General features: G+C 37.6%; 11 protein-coding genes, 1 pseudogene and 2 riboswitches. Of the genes and pseudogenes, 7 read left to right on the top strand and 5 right to left on the bottom strand.

Annotation, left to right across the window (positions count from 1 at the left end; translation table 11 throughout):
* Nucleotides 1-119: 119 nt before the first annotated feature.
* Nucleotides 120-899 carry a YqhG family protein gene (locus U8D43_RS19325; protein ID WP_335872801.1) on the bottom strand — a complete coding sequence of 260 codons (780 nt, stop codon included), beginning with the start codon at nucleotides 897-899 and terminating at the stop codon, nucleotides 120-122.
* Nucleotides 868-2,562 (bottom strand): DEAD/DEAH box helicase, encoded by a 1,695-nt coding sequence (locus U8D43_RS19320; RefSeq protein ID WP_335872800.1) that lies wholly within the window; start codon nucleotides 2,560-2,562, stop codon nucleotides 868-870. Before U8D43_RS19320 ends, U8D43_RS19325 begins: the two co-directional genes overlap by 32 nt.
* 169 nt (nucleotides 2,563-2,731) lie before the next feature.
* A riboswitch (glycine riboswitch) is annotated at nucleotides 2,732-2,824 on the top strand.
* Between the two features lie 3 nt (nucleotides 2,825-2,827).
* Nucleotides 2,828-2,902, top strand: a riboswitch (glycine riboswitch).
* 79 nt (nucleotides 2,903-2,981) lie between these two features.
* Here U8D43_RS19320 and gcvT point away from each other — a divergent pair.
* From gcvT to U8D43_RS19300, 4 genes are all read left to right on the top strand, one after another.
* Nucleotides 2,982-4,085, top strand: coding sequence for a glycine cleavage system aminomethyltransferase GcvT (gcvT, locus tag U8D43_RS19315; protein ID WP_335872799.1), 1,104 nt, complete (start codon nucleotides 2,982-2,984; stop codon nucleotides 4,083-4,085).
* A gap of 19 nt (nucleotides 4,086-4,104) precedes the next feature.
* Nucleotides 4,105-5,451: an aminomethyl-transferring glycine dehydrogenase subunit GcvPA gene (gcvPA, locus tag U8D43_RS19310; RefSeq protein ID WP_335872798.1), complete on the top strand. Its 1,347-nt coding sequence runs from the start codon at nucleotides 4,105-4,107 to the stop codon at nucleotides 5,449-5,451.
* A complete protein-coding gene (gcvPB, locus tag U8D43_RS19305; protein WP_335872797.1) occupies nucleotides 5,444-6,901 on the top strand; it encodes an aminomethyl-transferring glycine dehydrogenase subunit GcvPB in 1,458 nt (485 codons plus the stop codon). Before gcvPA ends, gcvPB begins: the two co-directional genes overlap by 8 nt.
* Before the next feature lie 534 nt (nucleotides 6,902-7,435).
* Entirely contained in the window at nucleotides 7,436-7,846 is a 411-nt protein-coding gene (locus U8D43_RS19300) for a hypothetical protein (RefSeq protein WP_335872796.1), read from the top strand.
* Between the two features lie 92 nt (nucleotides 7,847-7,938).
* On the opposite strand, the gene U8D43_RS19295 is transcribed toward U8D43_RS19300, so the two are convergent.
* The gene (locus U8D43_RS19295; protein WP_335872795.1) at nucleotides 7,939-8,331 is read right to left on the bottom strand and encodes an SET domain-containing protein; all 393 of its coding nucleotides are present in this window, start codon (nucleotides 8,329-8,331) and stop codon (nucleotides 7,939-7,941) included.
* A 246-nt stretch (nucleotides 8,332-8,577) separates the two neighbouring features.
* A complete protein-coding gene (locus U8D43_RS19290) occupies nucleotides 8,578-8,994 on the bottom strand; it encodes a rhodanese-like domain-containing protein (RefSeq protein WP_335872794.1) in 417 nt (138 codons plus the stop codon).
* Nucleotides 8,995-9,116: 122 nt separating this feature from the next.
* Between U8D43_RS19290 and lipM the strand changes: the two genes are divergently transcribed.
* From lipM to U8D43_RS19275, 3 genes are all read left to right on the top strand, one after another.
* The gene (lipM, locus tag U8D43_RS19285; protein ID WP_335872793.1) at nucleotides 9,117-9,953 is read left to right on the top strand and encodes an octanoyltransferase LipM; all 837 of its coding nucleotides are present in this window, start codon (nucleotides 9,117-9,119) and stop codon (nucleotides 9,951-9,953) included.
* Between the two features lie 345 nt (nucleotides 9,954-10,298).
* Nucleotides 10,299-12,851, top strand: coding sequence for a vitamin B12-dependent ribonucleotide reductase (locus U8D43_RS19280; RefSeq protein ID WP_335872792.1), 2,553 nt, complete (start codon nucleotides 10,299-10,301; stop codon nucleotides 12,849-12,851).
* Between the two features lie 1,391 nt (nucleotides 12,852-14,242).
* On the top strand, nucleotides 14,243-14,605 hold the full coding sequence (locus tag U8D43_RS19275; RefSeq protein ID WP_335872791.1) for a hypothetical protein: 363 nt from the start codon (nucleotides 14,243-14,245) through the stop codon (nucleotides 14,603-14,605).
* A 453-nt stretch (nucleotides 14,606-15,058) separates the two neighbouring features.
* Here U8D43_RS19275 and U8D43_RS21120 read toward each other — a convergent pair.
* Nucleotides 15,059-15,487 (bottom strand): annotated as a pseudogene (locus tag U8D43_RS21120) (IS4 family transposase); the annotation flags it as partial.
* Nucleotides 15,488-15,658 lie beyond the last annotated feature (171 nt).

The following is a 15,658-nucleotide window of genomic DNA, read 5'->3' as shown; positions in this document are numbered from 1 at the left end:
TACGGTTAATCATTTTGTAATTACTTGGATGAAATCTCTGAACAATTGATGTATTCTCAAACGAGAGGGTCATTAGCAATAGTGTATACCAAATAACCAGTGGAAATATTCTTTCTCATTTAGTGTAGGTAAAATAATCCACCGTTGATAATTTCGACTTCAATAGAAGGTTCATATTGGTCTTGTAAAGCTTTTTTTTCTACAATGAAGGATTCTGGCTTTTCATCCATATCTTCATAAAATGAGTGCAATAGAGCTAAATCGGCATCCCATCGTTTACGAGCATCCTCGGCCCATTGATGATCTTCGTTTTGAAGTTCAGTTTTGATAAAATTTTCAATTCTTGAAATGCCACTTTTTGGCTGGATAATGGGTGTTAAAGTAAAACAATAATCTGGTATTTTTGGAGTCCACTGTTTATAGAGGAGTTTCTCGTGAAAGTGTGTATCTAGCTTTCCATTAATCAAATTTAAGCCAAAGGAACGAAGTGTGTCTTTCTTTAAATCACATTGATAAGAGACTTTCATATTCAAGGACAGCCATGGAAATAGCGGACGTTGATTTCCATTGGGATGTGTATGTTCATAGAGTCGAATATAGGCGGAAAGCTCCTTTGTGGACTGAAAAATTTGATGAAGTCGAGGAGAACCGAAATGTAAAACTTCTCCTTTGATACTGTCTGGAGTTTTTTTGGGATCCGTTACCAGTGTGAGTTTCATTGGATTAGGTTCGCCGCCTGTTTTTTCGAGATAATGCCAATAAAAAGGTCGATTCATTAGTTTCTTATCCAAATCGATGGTGAGTTGAATGTGAAGATGGCCAGTTGCATTCTCAAGAATCTCACACCCATTTTGAATAAAGTATTTCTCAAGAAATTGATGTATTTCTTGTTGTTGCATCGGGTTTCTCCTCCTTCAAGTGTTGAGCTAATTGAATCATAGATGTTACATTCTCCATTTTTATTTTCATTTCGCCTTCTGATCTAGAAGAGGTAAAAACATCTATCATATATTCTTCCATATCTCCAAAGTCAATTTTTGTTAAAATATCATCCAATTCACCAACAACTCGCTCAAAGAGCTCAATTTTTTCGTATAATAGCTTTAAAATATGCTCTTCCACAGTATCTCTAGTCGCGAAGTTATATATTTTTACATCTTTTGTTTGCCCAAGACGGTGCACACGACCAATTCTCTGTTCTAGTCTCATTGGGTTCCAAGGAAGATCAAAATTGATCATATGAGAACAAAACTGAAGGTTAATTCCTTCACCACCTGCTTCGGTTGCGATGAGAACTTGGGCATGGTTTTTAAATAATTCTCGCATCCAATCTTTTTTTCCTCGTTTGAATCCGCCTCGGAAAGGGACTGAAGAAATCCCATTCTGCTTTAAAAACCATTGTAAATACAGTTGGGTTGCTCGATACTCTGTGAAGATAATCACCTTGTCATTGGCTTTTCGGATAATATCAAGTGCTTTTTGTGCCTTGGAATTTTGTTGAACATGTTCCACCTTTTGCATAATGGTGTGGATACTCTGTTGTAAGGTGGTCGGGACTTCTTCTTTTTCTAACATATTTTTGAGCGTGTAATACACGGCCTCCCTACTCGAGCATGCCTCTCTTTGTAATGTCAGCACGGAAAAAGAACTTGTAGTATAATCTTCATTCTGTTGTTTTAACAATAAAATGCTATCGTATAATGCTTTTTCTTCCATTGAAAAGTCGATGATTTCTGTCTGTACATGACGTTTTGTCCACTCAATTCCGGTATCCTTACGGCGATGACGAATCATGACGGTATTGATTAAATCTTTTAAGGTTTGGTCGTCTATTACGGTACTTTTTCTTTTTTGATATTTTTCCATAAAGCCTGATTGACTACCGAGATGTCCTGGTTTGAGCAGTGAAACCAGGTAGAAGATTTCTTCAATTCGATTCTGTATCGGTGTTGCCGTCAACAACAAACAAAATTTCTTTTTTAAATTTTGGACAAATTCATAGTTTTTAGTTTTAGGGTTTTTTAATTTGTGTGCTTCATCAATGATGACCAAATCATAATCCTGTTCATAAATTTTTTCACGATGTGGATTTCGTTTTGCTGTATCGATGGAAGAAACAACAATATCACACTGATCCCAAACATAGCTTTTTCGTTGAGGGATTGCTGGAATGAAAAATTTACTATTTAATTCGCTCGTCCATTGAGACACAAGAGAAGCAGGGACAAGGATCAATACTTTTTTTACTAATCCACGAATCATGTATTCTTTCAAGATCAGTCCTGCTTCAATTGTTTTGCCTAAACCAACTTCGTCAGCTAGAATGGCTTTCCCGTTCATATGCTCCACCACTTGTCTTGCTGTTTCTAGTTGATGGGGCAACGGGGTAAGCTGAGGCAAATGTTTGGGTGCTTGAAGGCCTTCAAAGTTCGGAATTACGGTATGCTCTTCCACTTCTAATGCAAGCTTATAAAGCTCCCAATTCCCCCATGGACCGTCATTTTCAATTCGTTCAATAAAACCTGTCGACCATTCTTGATCAAATTTTAAGTCAACATTCATAAAAAACATCTCCTTCGATAGCATAAAAATATTGCCGAATAGAAGTTATTAGGGTAGGATGTATGTAAAGATTTGAAAGTTTAAAAAATTACCAAAATCCGAACATTCTACATATTACCTTTCGTTTTATTATTCTAGTATGTCCAATACTCTAATTGAATATAGGCGAATGATCGCAAGGGGAGAGACTGAATTTTTTTCAGCGCCGAAGGAGCAAGCGTATATTCGTGAATCTCTCAGGCAAAAAGACTCTTGCGGGACGCATCTCTGGAGAGTGTTTCAAGTGAAACCACCCAAGGGGAAAACCGTTAACGGTAAACTTTCAGGTGAAAGGACAGAGGAAACCTACTTGTGGGGTTTCTCTGTCCTTTTTTGTATGTAGAAAGCGATGGGACTATGTTAAATAAGGGGGAAAATCGATGACAAATTTAAAACACACTCCTCTCTTTGAAGTTTACAAAGAGTATGGTGGAAAAACGATTGATTTTGGTGGATGGGCACTTCCTGTGCAATTTTCTAGTATTAAACAAGAGCATGAGGCTGTCCGATCAAAAGCAGGTTTGTTTGATGTTTCGCACATGGGAGAATTTGAAGTGAAAGGTGAAGATAGCCTAACATTTTTAAACAAAATGATGACCAATGACATTAGTAAACTAAAAATAGGTCGTGCTCAGTACACAGCGATGTGTTACGAAAATGGAGGTACGGTTGATGATCTTTTAGTATATAAGATAGAGGATTCCTACTACTTATTGGTCGTTAATGCCTCAAATATTAATAAAGACTTCGAATGGCTACAACAACATATTAGCGGTGATGTAAAGCTGAGAAATGTGTCTGACCAAACTGCGCAGCTTGCGCTTCAAGGACCGCTTGCTCAGGACGTACTACAAAATTTAGTGTTAGATACAGACATCAATAACATTTCATTTTTTTCCTTTTCACCGGAAGTAAACATTAAAGGTGTAACAGCGCTCGTGTCACGTACAGGATACACAGGAGAAGATGGATTTGAAATTTACTGCCAAGCAGAAGATGTTGAGAAGCTATGGCGTACTATATTACATGTAGGCGAAGATTACGGAGTACTACCTTGTGGACTTGGAGCAAGAGATACACTACGATTTGAAGCGAATCTTGCTCTTTATGGTCAAGAATTAACAAAGGATATCACCCCACTTGAAGCGGGGATTGGGTTTGCAGTGAAAACACAAAAAGATGAGTTTATTGGCCAAGAGGCGCTACTTCATCAAAAAGAAAATGGTCTTAAACGCCGCATTGTTGGCTTAGAAATGATAGATAAGGGAATTCCAAGGCATGGGTATAAAGTGTATAAAGGTGATACCTTAATTGGCGAAGTGACAACAGGTACACAATCCCCAACACTTAAGAAAAATATTGGATTGGCCATTCTTCAAAATGAATATACAGACTTGAATACTACAGTTACCGTAGAAGTTCGGAATAAACGATTACAAGCAAAAGTGGTGTCAACACCTTTTTACAAACGATCGAAGAAATAGGGGAAGGTAGGGGAAAAGAATGAAACATCGCTATTTACCGATGACAGAGCAAGATCAAAAAGAAATGCTTGCAACAGTGGGTGTTAAGAGTGTGGATGAATTATTCTCAGATATTCCAGAAAACGTTCGCTTTCAAGGAGATTACAAGATTAAAGAGGCAAAATCTGAAACTTCTTTGATGAAGGAACTATCAGCGCTTGCCAATAAAAATGCAGACTTAAAACAATACACTTCTTTCTTGGGAGCAGGTGTTTATGATCATTACATGCCTACCATTGTTGATCATGTTTTGTCCAGGTCAGAGTTTTATACAGCTTATACACCATACCAACCTGAAATTTCCCAAGGCGAGCTTCAAGCGATCTTTGAGTTTCAAACGATGATTTGTGAACTAACGGGGATGGACGTTGCGAACTCTTCCATGTATGACGGTGGTACCGCTCTAGCAGAAGCGGCGATGTTAAGTTGCGGCCAAACGAAAAAAAAGAAAGTGCTAGTCTCTGAATGTGTTCATCCTGAATCACTCGCAGTTTTACAATCATATGCTAAAGGTCAGTACATTGAAGTGATTACAATTCCACAAAAAGATGGTGTGACGGATTTAGACGAATTACAGCGATTAATGAATGAAGAAATTGCGGCAGCAGTTATTCAATACCCAAATTTCTTCGGTCGCGTCGAGCCGTTACAAGAAATAGAGGAAATCATTCATCAGAATAAGGGACTCTTTGTAGTCTCATCCAATCCATTATCTTTAGGGGTATTAACACCCCCAGGGAAATTTGGGGCAGATGTGGTGGTCGGTGATGCCCAACCTTTTGGCATTCCAACTGCTTTTGGCGGTCCTCATTGTGGTTATTTTGCTGTGACAAAGAAATTAATGCGTAAAGTACCTGGTCGCTTAGTAGGGGAAACAAAAGATGAAGAAGGTCGTCGGGGATTTGTGTTAACTCTACAAGCACGTGAGCAGCATATTCGTCGAGATAAGGCGACATCAAATATTTGTTCAAACCAAGCCTTAAATGCTCTAGCTGCATCGGTTGCTATGACAGCTCTAGGAAAAAAAGGTGTTCATGAGATGGCAACTCAAAATATTCAAAAAGCACATTATGCCAAAAAAGCGTTTCAATCGGCAGGCTTTACAATTGCTTTTGAAGGGCCGACATTTAATGAGTTTGTCGTAAAACTGAAGGGGTCCGTGAAAGAATTGAATCAAAAGTTGTTAGCGAAAGAAATCATATCTGGCTATGATTTAGGCCGTGATTTTCCGGAACTTGAAAATCATATGCTTGTCGCAGTGACTGAATTACGGACAAAAGAGGAAATCGACTTATTTGTGAAGGAAGTGGGAGAAAGTTATGCATAAAGAAAATCAGCCACTTATTTTTGAATTGTCTAAAGAAGGGCGTGTAGGGTATAGTCTCCCTAAATTAGATGTGGAAGAAATGTCCCTTTCTGAGCTGCTTCCTCAAGGATACATAAGGCAGGAAGAGCCTGAGCTTCCTGAAGCATCCGAGCTAGATATTATGAGACATTATACAGCATTATCCAACCGTAATCATGGGGTTGATTCAGGGTTTTATCCACTAGGTTCATGCACGATGAAATACAATCCAAAAATCAATGAAACCGTTGCTAGGTACCCAGGATTTGCGCATGTTCACCCACTTCAACCCGAGTCTTCCACACAAGGTGCTATGGAGCTTATGTACGATCTTCAAGTCCATTTGAAAGAAATTACGGGGATGGATGAGGTGACGCTTCAACCTGCAGCAGGAGCTCATGGAGAGTGGACGGGACTCATGATGATTCGTGCGTATCATGAGTCCAAAGGAGATCATCATCGTACAAAGGTGATTGTGCCTGATTCTGCTCACGGAACAAACCCAGCTTCAGCAACGGTGGCGGGTTTTCAAACTGTGACCGTTAAATCAGATGAAAATGGTCTCGTTGACCTAGCGGATTTAAAACGTGTGGTAGGGGAAGATACCGCCGCTTTGATGCTAACAAACCCGAACACATTAGGACTATTTGAAGAAAATATTTTGGAAATGGCTACTATCGTTCATGATGCAGGAGGGAAACTTTATTATGACGGTGCGAATTTAAATGCTGTTATGTCAAAGGCAAGACCTGGCGATATGGGATTTGACGTCGTGCATTTAAATCTTCACAAAACATTTACCGGTCCTCATGGTGGCGGTGGACCTGGATCAGGTCCTGTCGGAGTGAAAGCAGATCTCCTATCCTATTTACCGAAACCAACTCTAGAAAAAGATGGAGAGCGTTATTTCTTCAACTATGATCGTCCGGATTCAATCGGACGTGTCAAACCGTATTACGGGAACTTTGGCATCAATGTACGCGCCTATACGTACATTCGTTCAATGGGACCTGATGGTTTAAAAGCGGTGACGGAACATGCGGTATTAAATGCGAATTATATGATGAGAAGATTAGAAGCGTACTATGATTTACCGTATAATCGTCATTGTAAGCATGAATTTGTCTTAAGTGGTCGTCGTCAGAAGAAATTAGGCGTCCGGACCTTAGATATTGCTAAAAGGCTGTTAGACTTCGGGTATCATCCACCGACAATTTACTTCCCATTAAATGTGGAAGAGGGCATGATGATTGAACCGACTGAAACCGAATCAAAAGAAACGCTTGATGCCTTTATTGAGGCAATGATTCAGATTGCCAAGGAAACAGAGGAGAATCCAGAGGTTGTTCAAGAAGCTCCCCATACGACAGTGATTAGTCGTTTGGATGAAGCAACAGCGGCAAGGAAGCCTATTCTACGGTATACAAAATAATTGAAAAAGCGGCCTGAGGGTCGCTTTTTTGCAATCTATGAGAGGATAAATTCTTGGTTAGATTTTAATTGAGAAAAGTAGCAGTACCTGGGAAAGGGTCATATTGGAATAAGGTTAACGAGTTAATCAATCAATTTCAGAGGAATGTATCCTTACTCAAAAGATAAATAGTCGTTTTCTGAAAATCTGTATCGTAGTGTAAAACGTAGTAAACTGTTGAAATTAGCTAATTTATTGTAGGATTTGAGGCATTATACCGGTCATGAGTTGAGATTTGTACATGAAAATAAATTAAAATCACATGTGGAATGTGAGCTTATCACAAGAAAGGAGCTTTTTTGAGGAAATGGCAATAGAAATGTTCTCTTGTCTAACTAATTCGGAATGAATAGATTGCTGCGATATGATACATCATTAATGAATCGAATATTGTAAGTATAAATGAAATATATAGATAATATTGGAAATGTGATAGGGTGATTGTAAGGGGTGAGAGAAGTGCTACAGTTTTCTTCTTTGAAATGGAGTATTTTTTTGCTAGTGTCTTTTATACCTGTACTTCTACTTGGTTATCTTTTTGCAGTTAAAAATGAAAATCTATTTTTCTTGTATGAATGGTCATTGATTCTGCTCATTATTATCTCGATGATTTTGGCGGTTAGAGGGGTTTTAATAACAAAGGATTCCCACAAATGGTTATTTATCACAATCTTGGTTTTTCTTTTGCAGTTTTCAACGTTTAGCCTGTTTTTAGGACCATTTACTTCTTATGGATTCTTTCTTCCGTTTTATCTAATTTCAATATTGACGATTAGTGTGTACGTTATTACCTTAGTTAAAATAAGCAACTATAAACCTCTTCCAGTTTCACTAGGGATTCTGTCAACGTTTTTCATGTTGTTTATGATATTTTTACAGTCAATTTGGGGAGTGGACTGGAGGTAATATTGGTGATTTTCCAGATGAGAAAGATAAGAAAAAGCACTCTATAGAGTGCTTTTTGATATTTAAGCAATAGAATAGGATAATCTTCTCGACTATTGTTCATCCTGCTTATCTTCATTGAACCACAGAGGATCATTATTGTCGACTTCACCGTTGTAATTTATTAAAATTTCTTCTCCTGCCTTTATATCCTTATAGGCGAAGAAATCGAAAGTATCGTTGTCGAAGTTAATATCATATACCGCATTAGGAGTGTAGGAATGATTAAACATCATACCGTAACCGAGTAGCAAGGCTGAGTGGTTAATACCATATTCAAAGGCATAATCGGCAATAAGCGTTTGTTCAATGAATATATGTTGTTCGTTTGGGTAAGGAATTACAGGTGCCTCATGAAGTAGTGTGCCTTTGGCAATGTCTTCCTTTGCAAAAACGCCTCGATTATATTCCCCGTTGCTGAGTGTAGAAGTTTTAATTTCAATCATGTTTGTCACCTACTCATCATATTAGTAATGCTTTTTCTCTTATTCAGTTTGCCAGTTGAGAGAAAGGAAAGCAACCCTTTTCCCTTCGATATTGTTTTGGGATGTTATACAACGATTATTAATCTTCTCGCATCCGCAAATACTTGTTTAAAAGAATAAGGAAGCTATCCAATAGGAAACCCGCAAAGAAAGTCTCTGCGGGTTGAACTAAAATAGACCATTAAGAAAAGCTATAATGGATAATTCTTAGTTTTTCTTTTTCACTTTCCCTGTCCATTTTTTAAATCCACCTTCAAGATGATACAATTCTTGGTAGCCTTTACTTGATAGCATTTGAGCTGCCCGACCACTTCTCATACCGCTTTGACAGTAAAAATAGACAGGCTGGTCTGGACGAATTTCTTTTAAACGCGTTTTCATTTGCGAAAGTGGAATGTTTCGTGCGCCAAGGATATGGCCAGCATCAAACTCATTCGCTTCACGTACATCGATCAACTGCGCTTTACGATAGCCTGCACGGAACTCTTCCTCGTTCAATTTTTTTAGTACTCGCTTTTGCCTAAAGAACATTATAGCAGCATAAACAGTAAGTCCAACTAGAATAATTAAGATGATTTGCCAAGTTGCCAACTTTCTTTCCCCTTTCAAACTTATACGATACATACTATTATATTCATTTTCTCTCATAGAATCAAAAGAAAATTGCTATATGTGCTTCTTCTTTCTATTTTTGAAGGCATTTGATAGACTAAAAGACGATTGAATAGGAAATTGAGGGTGGAAAAATGAAAAAAGAAATTTGGCGATTTATTGATAGTGGTAATTGCTCCCCATACTTTAATATGGCATTAGATGAAGCGTTACTTGATTGGCATAGTGAAGGGATGATCCCACCTACGATTCGTTTTTATGGTTGGAATCCAGCAACCCTTTCTATTGGCTATTTTCAGAAGATAGAACGTGAAATCAACCTAGAAATGGTCAAAAAACATAATCTAGGGTTTGTTCGCCGTCCAACGGGTGGTCGTGGGGTTCTGCATGAACATGAGTTAACCTACAGCGTAATTGTAAGTGAAGAGCATCCTGATATGCCAAAAACTGTTACTGAAGCATATCGTGTGATTTCTGAAGGTATCCTTAAAGGCTTTCAACTTCTAGGATTTGACGCCTATTTCGCGGTACCTAGAACGGAGGAAGAACGAAGTAGTTTGAAAAACCCCCGTTCTTCTGTATGCTTCGATGCACCCAGCTGGTATGAGCTCGTTGTTGAAGGCAGAAAAGTGGCAGGTAGTGCGCAAACTAGGCAAAAAGGAGTCATCTTACAACACGGATCAATCCTGCTTGACCTAGACGAAGATAAGCTTTTTAGTTTATTTAATTATCCAAATGACCGAGTAAAAGACAGGATGCAACGAGCATTTAAAAACAAGGCAGTCGCCATCAATGATATTTCTGATCATGTAATTAGGATAGAAGAAGCGAAAATAGCTTTTAAAAAAGGGTTTGAAGAGGGATTATCTATACAACTAGAACCCTATGAGCTTACAAAAGAAGAACGGGTCTATGTAGAAGAACTTGCTTTCAGTAAATATGAAAGTCGAGGCTGGAATTTTAAAAGATAATTTTTTTCGAGAAAAAAGCGCCTATGGATGCTTTTTTCTTGTTTGTCAAGGAGTTCAGAGTACGACAATTTGTGCAACCTTAAAACCATTTCTATTCCTTTTTATAATCCATATATTTCTTCGATATCCTTCGTTTTCCTCTATCTATCAGCGTATTTTTCATTTGACACAAATTTTAGTGGTTGACCATTTTATCTATATATAGTATATTCATAAAGACTAATCACACTATATATTGTGTGTGGTTAATGAAAAAGGGTTTTATCCCTATACATATGGATACTTCATATTCAACAACTAAGAAATAACTCGGTAGCCATAACTATATACGAAGGAGTTGTCTACATGTCCGTAGTTTCAAGCGGAAAAATGTCGATTAACGTCGAAAGATTAAACAAAGACATTGGGTTATTTTCTCAGGTGCATCCGGTGACAAGTGATATGAATATGTCTCATAAGGGCGTTTCTCGCTTAGTGATGATTGATCGTTATTCATTTAAGGACACGGAGAAAATGACATTGACAGAAGGGGACTTTGTCGTTTTAACGATTAAGGATGACCCGAAATTCCCAGCAAGAGGATTAGGGTTTATTAAAAAAATTAATTGGGAAGACAAAACGGCAGATGTATGGATCGAAGAAGAATTTCGTAGTGGCATTGACCATCCATTAGAAGCTAAAGCGGGCATTGTTACGCGTAATATTGATGTGATAGAAAAACCTCTAGAAGTGTACTATGAGCAAATTGCTAAAAGAAATGCGACAGGATTAGCTTCAGTTGAAACGACTGAGGAAAAGCGGCAAGAATGGTTCCAAAATTTTTATCAAGAGCTTTCTCAGTTAAACTTTGTTCCAGCTGGACGGGTTTTATATGGAGCGGGAGCTGAAACGGACGTTACCTATTTTAATTGTTACGTTATGCCATTTGTTCAAGATTCAAGAGAAGGCATTTCCGAGCATCGAAAACAGGTCATGGAAATTATGAGTCGCGGGGGAGGAGTTGGAACAAATGGGTCAACGCTCCGTCCTCGTAATGCATTAGCAAAAGGAGTTAATGGAAAGTCCTCAGGATCTGTTTCCTGGCTGGATGATATTGCGAAGCTTACTCATCTTGTTGAGCAAGGTGGATCAAGACGCGGTGCTCAGATGATTATGTTATCAGATTGGCATCCTGATATTATTGAATTTATTATCTCAAAGATGCAAAACCCTGCAATTCTTCGCTTTCTGCTTGAAAACACAGAAGATGAGCAGATTAAAAAAGCAGCTATTGCGAAGCTGAAATTCACACCTTTAACAGCCCAAGAGCGGTCAATGTACCAAGGAATCGTCAATTATCAGCATATTCCCGGCTATGGGGGGTTTGATGCAGAAATTATTGCAGATGCCAAAGATAAATTAGCTACAGGCGGGTCGTATTCGGTTCATAATTCAGAGTTTTTAACGGGAGCTAATATTTCTGTTTGTTTAACAAGTGATTTTATGAATGCAGTTGAGCGTGATGAGGAGTATGATCTTCGTTTTCCAGACGTTGAAAAATATAATGAAGCTGAGATGAAAGCTTATAATGATCACTGGCATGAAATAGGAGACGTACGCGAGTGGGAGAATTCTGGATATGCAGTAAGAACATATCGCAGAATTCAAGCAAAAGAGTTATGGAATTTGATTAATATTTGTGCAACCTACTCCGCAGAACCAGGGATTTTCTTTATTGATAATGCCAACGATAAAACGAATGCGAAGGCGTATGGGCAGAAGGTAGTCGCCACAAATCCGTGTGGGGAGCAACCACTTGCTCCGTATAGTGTATGTAATCTTGCTGCAGTGAATTTAGCTCAGTTTGCAAATAAAGAAACGAAAACTGTTAATTTTGAAAAATTGAAAGAAACGGTTAAGGTTGGTGTGCGTCTACAAGATAACGTAATTGATGCGACCCCATACTTTCTTGCAGACAACAAGAAGCAAGCTCTTGGTGAACGTCGTGTAGGCCTTGGAGTCATGGGCTTAGCAGATTTACTGATTTATTGTGAAAAAGAATACGGATCACCTGAGGGGAATAAGCTCGTCGATCAAGTTTTTGAAACGATTGCTGTAGCCGCGTATAAGGAATCTGTTGAGTTAGCAAAAGAAAAAGGCAGTTTTCCATTTCTTAAGGGAGAAACAGAGGAAGAAACCCTATCTTTACGACAAAAATTTATTGATACAGGCTTTATGGTTAATATGCCTGAGGAGATTCGCTTGTCTATTTTACAACATGGTATCCGTAATTCTCATCTACTCACAGTAGCTCCTACGGGTAGCACAGGTACGATGGTAGGTGTATCTACAGGATTAGAACCATACTTCTCGTTCACGTATTATCGAAGCGGAAGGTTGGGGAAATTCATTGAAGTGAAAGCGGATATCGTCCAAGAGTATTTACAAAGGACTCCTTCTGCTGATGAAGCACATTTACCTCACTGGTTCGTCACTGCAATGGAATTAAAACCAGAAGCTCATGCTGATGTGCAGTGCGTGATTCAACGCTGGATTGATAGCTCGATTTCCAAAACGGTTAATGCGCCGCAAGGATTCGCTGTCGAGCAAGTAGAAAAGGTTTATGAGCAACTATATAAAGGCGGTGCGAAGGGTGGCACGGTATACGTGGACGGAAGCCGTGATTCCCAAGTCTTAACATTAAAAGCTGAAGAAAACAGTCAAGACAAACATGAAAAGAAAGTAAATCAAAATAAAGTCGTTTTGGTGGACACTATCCAAGAAATCCGTTCAACAAATGTAACGATTGGATCTGAAGTAGGCAATACTTGTCCAGTTTGTCGAAAAGGAACAGTCAAAGAAATTGGTGGCTGTAATACGTGCACGAATTGTGGCGCACAGCTGAAGTGTGGATTGTGACGAAAGAGAGTGTAACCTTATGTAGATTTGAAACAAAGTCACGATGTTTATAAAAAAGATTTGATGTTTTGAATAAATTCGCGATAATTATAAAAATCCCTTTGGATATATATCCAAAGGGATTTTTATAATTAGAGATAGAAAATCTGAACGACAATATAGTTATTCAAGAATAGGATTGTTGAAGACTTGAACTTGAGATAATAGAAAAATTACCCTTTTTTATATCTTGAAACAAAATTAAGGAATAGAACAATGGAATGTACTAAACTAAAGAGCAGCAATCATGTGATGAAGAAATAGAGAATTGAAAATTTAATGAACCTCTTATTTGAAAGGGGTACTCATATTCCAAAATTAGAGAGAAACGACAGCTTTGCTGAGATAATATGGGATTTTTTTGAAACATAATTGGTAGTAAAACGTATATAAAATAAGTATAGTTTAATAAGGTTAAGGGGATAAGAGTTCGTCAAATTTAACCAACAATTCGTTGGGAAGTTTGTTAAAAAGACTAGAAAATAAAAATATAAGAAAGGAGATTCTAATATGTCTATAGGGATTATTTCCTTAATAACTTTTCTTATATGGTTTGTAACAATTCAAGAACATTTAAAACCTGAAAAAAAACAGAGTAACCGAAAGATATTTATATTAACATCTGCAGGTTCCTTGCTAACGCTAGTTCTGACCATTGAACTATTTCAAAATTTCCATTTTTAAAACGGAATTTAATTTCTGAAAACTAACTATAAAAGCTCATGTTTTTTATGAATCGGGTGAGGGGTTATATTAATGAATCAATTACTCAAACAAACAATAAATCAGTAACCTCCTTGGCTACTGGAAAACTATCAATAGTAATACCTTTTATTGGGTTAGTGCTTGGTGTAATAGGTCTAGAAAAGCAAAAAGAGAAATATCTAAAACAAAGGAAACTGGTAAGGGATTAGCTACTGCTGGGTTTATTTGTAGTGCGGTTGGGATTTTCTTTCAGCTTCTAGCAGAATTAAGACATTATATCTTATTACTCTACAACAAATATAGGGTAGTGCAATCTAATCTTCAACTATAGTACGATCAGGCGAGAAGATCTAACATTGCGCTTTTATTTATGTTTGAAAAAAGTTGTTGTAAGATTTGAGTGTTTTTGAAATAATTGATTCTAAATTAAAGGGAGTTCATTGAATAGTGCGACTTTTTTGTATTGGGCCATTTAAATAAAGAACGGCAACCGAATATTCAATTTTCGTAGCTAATAAAGAGGGAATAAGTCCACAGGTATTAATCCCTTCGGATGTTCTATTTAAATACAGCAAATAGTGGTAAGACATCTGTAAGCTACTATTATAAAATCCAATTTATCTAATTATTTGAGGAGGAATTGAACGATGACTTCAGAAAGCCATGTTCTCACGCAAAGACAAATAGCAGAGTCATTTTCTAATGGTACTTTTGAGCTTACTTTTCCATTTCTAGCAAAAATAATTGAATGGAATATCGTTGGTGACAAAACCTTATTAGGTCGGGAAGCTGTAATAGAAGAATGCAAGCAAACTTCAAACTACTTCAAAACTATAACCACTAAATTCACTACATTGAATGTAATTTCCGAAAAAAATTGCGTTGCAGTAAATGGAACAGCTGAATTTATTCGGAATGGTGAACAATTATCTTTTGTTTCAGCCTGTGATGTCTATAATTTTAATGATAAAAATGAACTGCAAAGAATTGATTCTTATTGTATCAAATGAGACGCTTTGCTTTCTCCTGTCAAATGTATTTGTTAAGGCTTATAAGGATGGAAGTTTTGCAACAAAAGGGCGCGATTGTCGAAGATCATAAGTGAAAGTGATCGATCTTTTTTACCAGGCTCTTTTCGTATACATTGTTGCTCTTGACACAAAGAAAAAACAGGCAGTAGGGTTTTTTCGATTGATTTCTTCTTTTTAATCTAGAAATGAAGAATTTTTCATTAGGAAAAGAGCACGAAATCATACAAGTCAAGGGATTCCTTTTTATTCGAAAAGCCACAATCTTTGCGAAAACAGCCTTTTACAAAAACCAATATTTAATTTTCAGGAGAAGAAGCCATTTTGATCAATCTTTTTTCAAAATGGCTTCTTTTTGTTAGTGATAATATTAAGGTTTGTAAGATGTTTTTAATCGAACTTCATTCAAAAAGTATCATTTTTCTAAAAATCCTAAGAACGCTTTTGAAATTTTTTCTGAAGACGCAGAAGAGACTTTGTCGTTTTAAAGAAGACTTCGATATCCTTGCGAATGCCATACATTCGGATAATTTCTTTGTCGCTTAACGTACAATCGGTACTTAAGTCGGCAAGCCAGTCGCTCTTTTTATGCCGTTGCGGACAAATACCACTTTGACGTGGATTCACTTGGTTTGGACGATAGGGATGGACTTCAGAAGATCTTTCTTTCCTGTCGTGGGCTTAGCCAAACGATAAAGTTCTTTAAGCTAATGCGTTTTCCATTCACGACAAAGCGTTGTTTCATATTTTTGACCATCCCAAGATATCTAAACCTTGGTCCGTAATAGCTTTAATTAACGGTTGTTGGGCGAACCAAGTACCCATCAAAACATAAAAGGCATCAATCCCCGTATCGAGTACACGCGAAAATCAGACGAAATAGCCAAAATCTATACGAAACCCCATGTCCTGTCAGACACCGCAATGAATGAAAATGGGGTCTAGCGGTTTAATGATGCATTAAACCGTTCATCCTGTTAATGCAGGTCTGAGGTCGCCTCTTTTTTGGTGGATAAAACCCCGTTTACGAAACCG

It is taken from the genome of Bacillus sp. 2205SS5-2 (assembly GCF_037024155.1).
In the GTDB taxonomy this organism is placed as follows: Bacteria; Bacillota; Bacilli; order Bacillales; family Bacillaceae_K; genus Bacillus_CI.
Note: the sequence above shows the minus strand (reverse complement) of the source record. Positions and strands in the feature narration are given on the sequence as shown.